Annotated in this window: 9 protein-coding genes; 6 read left to right on the forward strand and 3 right to left on the reverse strand. The window is 57.6% G+C overall.

Annotated elements, in window-relative coordinates:
- The 4 genes from K0F88_RS30490 (at position 1) to K0F88_RS30505 (ending at position 5072) form a co-directional block, all read left to right on the forward strand.
- The gene (locus K0F88_RS30490; protein ID WP_094468926.1) at positions 1 to 948 is read left to right on the forward strand and encodes an ABC transporter permease; all 948 of its coding nucleotides are present in this window, start codon (positions 1 to 3) and stop codon (positions 946 to 948) included.
- Positions 938 to 1762 carry an ABC transporter permease gene (locus K0F88_RS30495; protein WP_094468927.1) on the forward strand — a complete coding sequence of 275 codons (825 nt, stop codon included), beginning with the start codon at positions 938 to 940 and terminating at the stop codon, positions 1760 to 1762. The genes K0F88_RS30490 and K0F88_RS30495 overlap by 11 nt, the downstream gene beginning before the upstream one ends.
- 175 nt (positions 1763 to 1937) lie before the next feature.
- Entirely contained in the window at positions 1938 to 3362 is a 1425-nt protein-coding gene (locus K0F88_RS30500) for a gamma-aminobutyraldehyde dehydrogenase (RefSeq protein ID WP_219097655.1), read from the forward strand.
- Positions 3363 to 3590: 228 nt separating this feature from the next.
- Positions 3591 to 5072: an APC family permease gene (locus K0F88_RS30505; protein WP_094468928.1), complete on the forward strand. Its 1482-nt coding sequence runs from the start codon at positions 3591 to 3593 to the stop codon at positions 5070 to 5072.
- Positions 5073 to 5116: 44 nt separating this feature from the next.
- Here K0F88_RS30505 and K0F88_RS30510 read toward each other — a convergent pair whose 3' ends face one another.
- Positions 5117 to 5743 carry an RloB family protein gene (locus K0F88_RS30510; protein WP_219097656.1) on the reverse strand — a complete coding sequence of 209 codons (627 nt, stop codon included), beginning with the start codon at positions 5741 to 5743 and terminating at the stop codon, positions 5117 to 5119.
- Positions 5744 to 5745: 2 nt separating this feature from the next.
- Positions 5746 to 6999 carry an ATP/GTP-binding protein gene (locus K0F88_RS30515; protein WP_219097657.1) on the reverse strand — a complete coding sequence of 418 codons (1254 nt, stop codon included), beginning with the start codon at positions 6997 to 6999 and terminating at the stop codon, positions 5746 to 5748.
- 441 nt (positions 7000 to 7440) lie between these two features.
- On the opposite strand from K0F88_RS30515, the gene K0F88_RS30520 reads away from it, so the two are divergent.
- Complete coding sequence (locus K0F88_RS30520) at positions 7441 to 7950, forward strand: Bro-N domain-containing protein (protein ID WP_219097658.1); 510 nt, start codon at positions 7441 to 7443, stop codon at positions 7948 to 7950.
- 53 nt (positions 7951 to 8003) lie between these two features.
- Here K0F88_RS30520 and K0F88_RS30525 read toward each other — a convergent pair whose 3' ends face one another.
- Positions 8004 to 8189 carry a hypothetical protein gene (locus K0F88_RS30525; RefSeq protein ID WP_010462962.1) on the reverse strand — a complete coding sequence of 62 codons (186 nt, stop codon included), beginning with the start codon at positions 8187 to 8189 and terminating at the stop codon, positions 8004 to 8006.
- Between the two features lie 391 nt (positions 8190 to 8580).
- On the opposite strand from K0F88_RS30525, the gene K0F88_RS30530 reads away from it, so the two are divergent.
- Positions 8581 to 10206 (forward strand): glucan biosynthesis protein D, encoded by a 1626-nt coding sequence (locus tag K0F88_RS30530; RefSeq protein WP_219097659.1) that lies wholly within the window; start codon positions 8581 to 8583, stop codon positions 10204 to 10206.
- The last annotated feature ends 157 nt before the right edge of the window (positions 10207 to 10363 follow it).

Genomic DNA, 10363 nt, shown 5'->3' on the forward strand with positions numbered 1-10363 from the left:
ATGACCAGCGTGGCTATCCCTCAAACCCCGGCCGGCGGTTCGCCGTTGCGCAGGTTTTCCAACCTGCTGTATCGCCGACCGAACTTCTACCTGTCGCTGCTGCTGGTGCCGCCGCTGCTGTGGTTCGGCGCGATCTATCTCGGTTCGCTGCTGGTGCTGCTGTGGCAAGGCTTCTACACCTTCGATGACTTCACCATGGCGGTCACCCCGGACCTGACCCTGGCGAACTTTGCAGCGCTGTTCCAGCCGTCGAACTTCGACATCATTCTGCGCACGCTGAGCATGGCCATCGTCGTGTCGCTCGCCAGTGCCATCGTCGCGTTCCCGATTGCCTATTACATGGCGCGTTACACCACCGGCAAGACCAAGGCGTTTTTCTACATCGCGGTGATGCTGCCGATGTGGGCCAGTTACATCGTCAAGGCTTACGCCTGGACCTTGCTGCTGGCCAAGGGCGGCGTCGCGCAGTGGTTCGTTCAACACCTGGGGCTGGAGCCGGTGTTGCAATTCGTGCTGGGCATTCCCGGCGTAGGCGGCAGCACTTTATCGACCTCGCACCTGGGCCGTTTCATGGTGTTCGTCTACATCTGGCTGCCGTTCATGATCCTGCCGATCCAGGCTTCGCTGGAACGCCTGCCGCCGTCGCTGCTGCAAGCGTCGGCTGACCTGGGTGCCAAGCCACGCCAGACCTTCATGCAGGTGATTCTGCCGCTATCGATTCCAGGCATCGCGGCCGGTTCGATCTTCACCTTTTCGCTGACCCTGGGCGACTTCATCGTGCCGCAACTGGTCGGCCCGCCGGGCTACTTCGTCGGCAGCATGGTGTATGCGCAGCAGGGGGCCATCGGCAACATGCCGATGGCCGCGGCCTTCACATTGGTACCGATTGTGTTGATCGCCATTTACCTGACTATCGTCAAACGACTGGGGGCCTTCGATGCACTCTGACTCTTCATCACAGGGGCAGGCTTCTGTTGGATTAAAAATCGCAGCCTGGGGCGGGTTGGTGTTCTTGCACTTCCCGATCCTGATCATCTTCCTATACGCCTTCAACACCGAAGAAGCCGCGTTCAGCTTTCCACCCAAGGGCTTCACCCTGCATTGGTTCAGCGTGGCGTTTTCGCGGCCCGATGTACTGGAAGCGATCAAGCTGTCAGCCGAAATTGCCGCCATCGCGACACTGATTGCGATGGTCCTCGGCACGCTCGCGTCGGCGGCGTTGTACCGGCGGGATTTCTTCGGCAAGCAAGGCATCTCGCTGATGCTGATCCTGCCGATTGCGTTGCCGGGGATCATCACCGGGATCGCGTTGCTGGCGACCTTCAAGACGCTGGGGATCGAACCGGGGATGTTCACCATCATCGTCGGCCACGCCACCTTCTGTGTGGTGATCGTCTACAACAACGTCATCGCCCGATTGCGCCGCACGTCGCACAGTTTGATTGAAGCGTCGATGGACCTCGGCGCCGACGGTTGGCAGACCTTTCGCTACATCGTGCTACCGAACCTTGGCTCGGCGCTGCTGGCCGGCGGCATGCTCGCGTTTGCGCTGTCGTTCGACGAAATCATCGTCACCACCTTCACCGCCGGCCATGAACGCACCCTGCCGCTGTGGCTGCTTAACCAGCTCAGCCGCCCACGGGACGTGCCGGTGACCAACGTCGTCGCGATGCTGGTGATGATGGTGACCATGCTGCCGATTCTCGGCGCCTATTACCTGACCCGGGGGGGTGAGAGCGTGGCGGGTAGCGGCGGGAAATAACGAACAACAATCTCCCAATGTGGGAACCGGAACCTGTGGAAGCGGGCTTGCCCGCGATAGCGGTGTGTCATCCAACATCAATGTCGAATTTGATGGCCTCATCGCGGGCAAGCCCGCTCCCACAGGGGGCCGGTTTCCACAGAAGAACAACAACAGTTTTGAAGAGGACAATGCCATGCAAACCAAACTCTTGATCAATGGCCAACTGATCGACGGCGAAGGCCCCGCCCAACCGGTGTTCAACCCGGCCCTCGGTCGTGTGCTGGTGGAAATCAACGAAGCCAGCGAAGCCCAGGTCGATGCGGCCGTGCGTGCCGCCGACAGCGCCTTCGAAAGCTGGTCGCAAACCACGCCGAAGGAACGCTCGCTGCTGCTGCTCAAACTCGCCGACGTCATCGAAGCCCACGGCGAAGAGCTGGCCAAACTGGAATCGGACAACTGCGGCAAGCCCTACAGCGCCGCGCTGAACGACGAGATCCCGGCGATTGCCGACGTGTTCCGTTTCTTCGCCGGCGCCAGCCGTTGCATGAGCGGTTCGGCGGGCGGCGAATATTTGCCTGGCCACACCTCGATGATCCGCCGCGACCCGGTCGGCGTGATCGCCTCCATCGCGCCGTGGAACTACCCACTGATGATGGTCGCCTGGAAAATCGCCCCGGCCCTCGCCGCCGGTAATACCGTGGTGCTCAAGCCGTCAGAACAAACCCCGCTGACCGCGTTGCGTCTGGCAGAACTGGCGTCGCAAATCTTCCCGGCCGGTGTGCTCAACCTCGTCTTCGGCCGTGGGCCTACCGTTGGCAGCCCATTGGTCACGCACCCGAAAGTGCGCATGGTCTCGTTGACCGGCTCGATCGCCACCGGTTCGAACATCATTTCCAGCACCGCCGACAGCGTCAAACGCATGCACATGGAACTGGGCGGCAAGGCCCCGGTGATCATCTTCGACGACGCCGATATTGACGCCGCCGTGGAAGGCATTCGCACCTTCGGTTTCTACAACGCCGGGCAGGATTGCACCGCCGCTTGCCGCATCTATGCGCAGGCAGGCATCTACGAAAAATTCGTCGAGAAACTTGGCGAGGCGGTCAGCAGCATCAAGTATGGGTTGCAGGATGATCCGTCGACCGAACTGGGCCCGCTGATCACAGCGCAGCACCGGGACCGTGTGGCCGGGTTTGTCGAGCGTGCCGTGGCGCAACCGCATATTCGCCTGGTCACCGGTGGCAAGTCTGTGGAAGGTAATGGGTTCTTCTTCGAACCGACGGTGTTGGCAGATGCCCAGCAGGATGACGAAATCGTCCGTCGCGAAGTGTTCGGGCCTGTGGTGTCGGTGACCAAGTTCATCGATGAAGCCCAGGTGCTGGGTTGGGCCAATGATTCGGACTACGGCCTGGCGTCGTCGGTCTGGACCTCGGACGTCGGTCGCGCTCATCGCTTGTCTGCCCGCTTGCAATACGGCTGCACCTGGGTGAATACGCATTTCATGCTGGTCAGCGAAATGCCCCATGGCGGTCAGAAACTGTCTGGCTACGGGAAGGACATGTCCATGTATGGGCTGGAGGATTACACCGTTGTGCGGCATGTAATGTTCAAGCATTAAAAGCTTCGCGGGCAAGCCTCGCTCCTACAGGTTCGCCGCAGTACCTGTAGGAGCGAGGCTTGCCCGCGAAGGCATCACCTCGGTTTCAAGGTAGAAACCGGCACCACGCACCACCAGGGTTCAACGCCAGACAACCAAAACAATAACCACCGATCCGGGCAGCGCCTCCAAGGCCCCGCCACGGTTTCGGACATCCGAAATCTGCCGATTTTCCGGAGCTGACACACCATGAGTACACCCGAACTATCCCCATCCGTTGCCGACAGCGACGCCGAGCAGCTACGCAAGCTGGGTTACACCTCGAACTTCAACCGCAGCATGAGCCTGTGGGAAAACTTCGCCCTGGGCTTCACTTACCTCTCCCCGGTCGTCGGGGTCTATACCCTCTTCGGCCTGTGCCTGGCCGCCGGTGGGCCACCGATGTTCTGGGCTTATTTACTGGTCGGTTGCGGCCAGTTGCTGGTGTGCCTGATCTTCGGTGAAGTGGTCTCGCAGTTCCCGATTTCCGGCGGCGTGTACCCGTGGGCTCGTCGCTTGGTGGGCAAGCGCTGGGCGTGGATGGTCGGCTGGATCTACTCCATCGCCCTGTGCGTGACCATCGCTGCTGTTGCAGTGGGTGCCGGCCCTTACCTGGCCGCGATGATGGGCTTTGAACCGAGCAATAACACCAACATCGTCATCGCGCTGTTCCTGACGCTGTTCGCCACCCTGGTCAACCTCAGCGGCACCAAAATGCTGGCGCGGATCGCCATGTTCGGCTTCCTTTGCGAGCTGGTCGGCGCGGTGATCGTTGGCGTCTACCTGCTGATCTTCGAGCGTCACCAGTCGATCAGCGTGTTGTTCAACACCTTCGATATCAGCATTGACGGCTCGTATTTGCCGGCCTTCCTCACCGCCTCGCTGGCGGGGATGTTCCTGTACTACGGCTTCGAGGCCTGCGGCGACGTGGCCGAAGAAACCCCGAACCCAAGCAAACAGATCCCGGTAGCCATGCGCATGACCATCTACATCGGCGGCATCGCGGCGATGTTCGCCTGCCTGGCGCTGATCCTCGCCGTGCCGGACATGCAAGCCGTGATCAGCGGCACCGACAAAGACCCGGTCACCACCATCCTCAACAACGCCTTCGGCCCGGTCGGCTCGAAAGTGGTGATGGGCGTGGTGATGATTTCCTTCATCTCCTGCGTCATCAGCCTGCAGGCGGCGGCGAGTCGTCTGCTGTACTCCTACGCCCGGGATGAAATGGTCATCGGCAGCTCACTGCTGAAGAAGATCTCCCCTACGACTCAGGTGCCGGTTGCTGCACTGTTCGTGTCCGGCGTCCTGCCGGCGCTGATCATCATCCTCGGCTTCTTTCTGCAAGATGCCGTCGCAACCATCGTCAGCTTCGCGGCCATCGGCATCTACCTCGCGTTCCAGATGATCGTCCTCGCCGCACTTTACGCACGCCTGAAAGGCTGGAAACCGAGCGGCAAATTCACCCTCGGCGGATGGGGTTGGGCGGTGAACATCGGCGCGCTGGTTTACGGTGTCGGCGCGATCATCAACATGGCCTGGCCGCGCACACCGGATGCGGCGTGGTACATCAACTATGCGATGGTGTTGAGTACAGCGATCGTTATTGGGTTGGGGTTGTTGTACATGTGGTTGGCCAAGCCGTATGACCACGGGACTGCGCCGGCGGGGGATGCGTGGAAGGTTAGTCGGTAATAGCCATTGTCCAGCCCGCAGCGATGCCGGCTGGACGCTTGGTGTTAGATCGGCTGAGGTTTGGAGAGGGTTTCGAACTCGTCCATCAGCAGATGGATTTCGGTGCTCGGGTTGGGTTCGCCACTGATGGCGACATCCTCGATAATCTTTGGCGCTAAAGATCTCGCCCTTTGAAATGGCTCACCCAGGAGTTGGGCGAAATAGTTGACGTCTTCGCCTTTGGCGTACTTATCCATGTTGGGCTTCTTTCTGAGGCTCTTGGCGACCAGATCGCCAGGAGAGCGCTTCCCGACTGCACGGAAAGGTTTTCGATTGAATCCGAAGTGCAGAAGCAACCAAAACTCAAAGCAAGGATACGAAGCGATGACTTTGATTTTCGGATGCGGTCTTGCCAGATTTATAGCTCGCTCAAAACACAAATGCGTATCGCGATCCAACGCACAAAACACCTTGTCGAAGCCTTTCTGACGGGCGATCGCTGTTTCAACAATGCCACTTGGGTGTGTGATGCCGCAGTGGGCAATTTCTGCTAGAGCGCTGGCACGAAAATGAAAGGCGGCCTCTTCCAGATATCGTTTTCCTGACTTGCTGTCTTCACAGAGAATCAGCACTTTGGGTTGAGGTTTGAACCGGGGTGCCTTCCGATCAAACAGCCGTATTGAACGCGCCATGATCAACCTCGCCTTATCAACGGTAACCCGCGATAACGACCTTCAAAGTAGCGTTTTTCGACGTCTTCTCCTTCCCTGCCTTCAAAATCGTGAACCGAAAAAAGACAGGTCGCACCGTTAGCATCGCGTTCGGTGATCCAGAACTGATCGCGTCGAAGTGCTTTGGCATTCATTAGATGAGTGTCGTGGGTGGTAAAGATCAGTTGAGTACCCAGCCCACTCTCCAAGTGTTTCTCAATCAGGCCATCGACTATTGAGGGATGAAGGCTGCTGTCCAATTCATCGACAGAAAGAATCCCGCTACCATCGGCGTGATTGATCATGAACCAGGGCAGCCAGAAACCGATCAGGTTTTTTGTACCGCCGGACTCCTCTGAAAAATCGAATTCGGCTTTTCCTAAAAGGCTCGTATGCGTCAGGGTGACTTTGTCTTTTTGGGCCGCCGCAAAGAACTCCTTGAGTGTGAGTTTTTTTGTACAGCGAAAAGATTCTGCGTCTTCGGTGTCGAGGTGAATAGCTGACACCGGGATATCCACTTCCTTTAGAAAATCTCGCAAGTTTCCAGTGTGATCCGAGGCCATCTTCAGAAATCTGATTGACGCCGCAGACAGCCCCATCATGTTGTTCTGCTCAATAACCAGCAGACCTGATTGAAACCAGCTAAACGGAGCCCGCAACTGGGTCAGCTCTTCGCTACTGTTCGCCACCGCCTGTGAAATAAACAACATTTTTGGGCTCGTGAGATGCCGCCATGCACGGTGGACTTCTTTACCTCCCTCAAGACTTGCCCCAAAGACATACTGCTCTGCCTCCTCTACAAAACGACGCTGATACAGCAGCGTTTCCTTGCCTTTGGGATATGAAACCAGTTGTTCCTCGATAATCCGCTGAGCCGTCAGGCGTAGAACAAAACGATATCGGAGCCCACGTTGAATGAAGTTGTATTCGAAGGAACTGGGTTCGTTTTTAAGTTGCGAGTCAAAACGAAATGGCGAGACCGGTAGCGGTTCATCATTTGAGGAAGGCAATGCGGTGAGCAGCTGTCCGATGATCCCCATCGCCCGGATGAGCGAAGATTTACCGGACGCATTCGGCCCGTAGATCGCAGCCACCTTCAACAAGTCCGGTAGTTTTTCTCCATTTACGGGCGGAGCGAACAGGTTGCGTTTTTTACTCAAGCGCGGCGTCGCAGCCATGGACAGGGTTTGCCTGTCGCGGAAGGAGCGATAATTGGAAACAGAAAATTCAATCAGCATGCAGCGAACCCGCAGTTCATTCCTGAAAGCGCAAAAAATAAAGGAAAAAACAGCCGTTCGGCGCAGTCGGGCTGCACTTCACGCAAAAACAGGAAATTCCTACAGATCAAGCCTTCCGGTAAAAGCTCCAATTCCTACAACACGCGGCGCCAGAGTAGACTTGGCGCCGCGAGCGCCTGGACGATAGGCTTGACCTCGTCGCTGCCAAATCAGCGACCCGGGGTCGAAGCCGGTAAATCATCAACATGGCGCATCCGCGCCCCCATATGAACTGGGGCAATTTTTTGCCTTTCAGTTTCGCTTTATGGTGGGCCGTGTGGCGCGGGCCTCTTGGCTTGCATGTTGATCGAGAATGTCCCGACTTCGAACGCCGCACGGTCCGCCACCCATAATCTGTCGAAGGATTAGTGGCGGCTCTTTTTTCAACATGGAGTCGAAAAAATGCTTAAGCACACGCTAAATCCGTCTGAAACCCATCCTCATTTCATCCCTACCGTCTTCACCCGCCACAACCGCTTCCTTCACGCGTTCATGCAGGACAACCAAGCCTGGTTCTGCGTCCAGGACCTCGGTCGCTTGATGGGCCGTCCGCTGGACCAACGTCTCACCCTGAAACTCGATCCCGATCAACGCCGATACGTCTGGTTGCTGAAGGATGGCAAAACCGTCGAATCACTGATGGTCAGCGAATCGGGAATGTATGCGCTGCTAGTCCATCATTTCATCCCGGAAAACCGAAACCTGCGTCAGTGGCTCAGCAACGAAGTCATTCCAATGCTGCGTGAGTCGAAAGCGGCTGTGGATAACATTCCAAGCTTGAGTTCATTGCAGTGGGCAGGCATCTCGGTGCCACTGTTGCATTGGCAGCATCAAGCGTGGATCAAGTGGCGGGACATGCCTGACCTGATGCAGGCACAGCGACCGTTCACCATCGTGGGCACGTGCAGTTGAAGGTAGGGTGAATAAAAGGGGCAGACTTCACAGTCCGCCCCTTGGCTTAGCGCTCAAAACCGCGAAACACTGCGCATCGCATCCACCAGATACCGCATCGCAATCCGGTCGTTCTCCGACAGCTCGCGATACCGCTCCAGCAACTTCATTTCGTCCGAACTGAGGCGATGCCTTCGTCGCCCGGTCGCCAGGCAAGGGAATATTCCCAGCATTTCAGTGATGCCTTGTACTTTCGTCATGGACGATGTCCTTCTATAAGCCCGAGAAAACTTCAAAAACCGCATCGCCCTATCCTTTTCATTAGCCGCCAGCCTGAAGGACAGAGCCGGTCATGAACACAGAATAGGAACATTCGCGGCGCTGAAAAGCGGTTTTTAGAGTAATTAGTCAAAAAAAGCAGAAATGCCCTATAAATCAGAAAGTGCTGTCGGAAAACTTAACCGACATTTCTTGTTTCATTGCCGCATCATCAAAGTGCTACCAATCATTTTTTCTCTGCAACCGAACGGTTTAAGCTATTTGTTATCTGTTTAAAGTCCGTTGCGTTTGGCCGAAGGCATGTCCGAACCGATATTTTTGATCCAGCACGTGCCAGGAACGGCGCGGGATTGTTCACGACAGGTTGTACTTATGCATCGCAGGAATTTGCTCAAAGCGTCCATGGCCATCGCTGCCTACACCGGTTTGTCGGCCACTGGCCTGCTGGCCTCCCGTGCCTGGGCGGGTAACGGCACGGCTGATGGCGCTGCCCAGGCGTTCGATTTCGAAGCGCTGAAGATTCAGGCCAAGCAACTCGCCGGCAATCGCTACCAGGACACCAAGCAGGTGCTGCCGCCGACGCTGGCGACCATGACGCCGCAGAATTTCAACGCGATCCGCTACGACGGCAACCACTCGCTGTGGAAAGACTTGAACGGTCAGCTGGATGTGCAGTTTTTCCACGTCGGCATGGGGTTCAAGCAGCCGGTGCGCATGTACAGCGTTGATCCCAAGACCCGCCAGGCCCGTGAAGTGCATTTCCGCCCTTCCCTGTTCAACTATGAAAAAACCACGGTCGACACCAAGCAGCTTACCGGCGACCTGGGGTTTTCCGGGTTCAAGCTGTTCAAGGCGCCGGAACTGGACAGGCATGACGTGTTGTCCTTCCTCGGCGCCAGTTATTTCCGTGCAGTAGACGCCACTGGCCAGTACGGTCTGTCGGCACGCGGGCTGGCGGTCGATACCTACGCGAAGAAGCGTGAGGAGTTCCCGGACTTCACCAAGTTCTGGTTCGAGACCCCGGGCAAGGACAGCACCCGCTTTGTGGTCTACGCGCTGCTGGATTCGCCGAGCGCCACTGGCGCCTATCGCTTTGACATCGATTGCCAGGCCGAACGCGTGGTGATGGAGATTGACGCTCACATCAACGCGCGCACCGCCATTGAGCAACTGGGCATCGCACCGATGACCAGCATGTTCAGCTGCGGCACGCACGAGCGCCGCATGTGCGACACCATTCACCCGCAAATCCACGACTCCGACCGACTGGCCATGTGGCGCGGTAACGGCGAGTGGATCTGCCGCCCGCTGAACAACCCGGCGACCCTGCAGTTCAACGCCTTCGCCGACACCGACCCGAAAGGTTTCGGCCTGGTGCAGACCGATCACGAGTTCGCCAATTATCAGGACACCGTCGACTGGTACAGCAAGCGCCCGAGCCTGTGGGTAGAACCTACGACCGCGTGGGGCGAAGGCTCTATCGACCTGTTGGAAATTCCTACAACCGGCGAAACCCTCGATAACATCGTTGCGTTCTGGACCCCTAAGAAACCGGTCGCGGCCGGTGATTCCCTGAACTACGGCTACAAGCTCTACTGGAGCGCCCTGCCACCGGTGAGCACGCCGCTGGCGCGGGTCAATGCGACCCGCTCGGGCATGGGCGGCTTTATCGAAGGCTGGGCACCGGGCGAGCATTACCCGGAAGTCTGGGCACGACGCTTTGCCGTGGACTTCACCGGTGGCGGCCTGGACCGTTTGCCGGAAGGTGCGGGGATCGAGCCCGTGGTGACCTGCTCGAACGGCGAGGTGAAGGATTTCAACGTGCTGGTGCTGGATGACATCAAGGGCTATCGGATTACCTTCGATTGGTACCCGACCAATGACAGCGTGGCGCCGGTTGAGCTGCGGTTGTTCATTCGCACCAATGACCGGACGTTGAGTGAGACCTGGTTGTACCAGTATTTCCCGCCAGCGCCGGATAAGCGTAAGTACACCTGATAGTAAGTCGGTATCTGGACTGGCCCCATCGCGAGCAAGCTCGCTCCCACAGGGGTTCTTCGTTGGATACAAAATCTGTGTCTTATGAAGATCCAATGTGGGAGCGAGCTTGAACTGGTCAAGTAATTCTGGACACCAGTTAAGGTTTCACGCCGCC

The sequence above is a fragment of the Pseudomonas sp. UMAB-40 genome, assembly GCF_900095275.1.
GTDB lineage: Bacteria > Pseudomonadota > Gammaproteobacteria > Pseudomonadales > Pseudomonadaceae > Aquipseudomonas > Aquipseudomonas mandelii_B.

Coding starts and splice junctions, on each gene's coding strand:
- K0F88_RS30515 (WP_219097657.1), bottom strand. CDS start 6,999: ATGCTGATTGAATTTTCTGTTTCCAATTATCGCTCCTTCCGCGACAGG.
- K0F88_RS30525 (WP_010462962.1), bottom strand. CDS start 8,189: ATGACGAAAGTACAAGGCATCACTGAAATGCTGGGAATATTCCCTTGC.
- K0F88_RS30520 (WP_219097658.1), top strand. CDS start 7,441: ATGCTTAAGCACACGCTAAATCCGTCTGAAACCCATCCTCATTTCATC.
- K0F88_RS30495 (WP_094468927.1), top strand. CDS start 938: ATGCACTCTGACTCTTCATCACAGGGGCAGGCTTCTGTTGGATTAAAA.
- K0F88_RS30500 (WP_219097655.1), top strand. CDS start 1,938: ATGCAAACCAAACTCTTGATCAATGGCCAACTGATCGACGGCGAAGGC.
- K0F88_RS30510 (WP_219097656.1), bottom strand. CDS start 5,743: ATGGCGCGTTCAATACGGCTGTTTGATCGGAAGGCACCCCGGTTCAAA.
- K0F88_RS30505 (WP_094468928.1), top strand. CDS start 3,591: ATGAGTACACCCGAACTATCCCCATCCGTTGCCGACAGCGACGCCGAG.
- K0F88_RS30530 (WP_219097659.1), top strand. CDS start 8,581: ATGCATCGCAGGAATTTGCTCAAAGCGTCCATGGCCATCGCTGCCTAC.
- K0F88_RS30490 (WP_094468926.1), top strand. CDS start 1: ATGACCAGCGTGGCTATCCCTCAAACCCCGGCCGGCGGTTCGCCGTTG.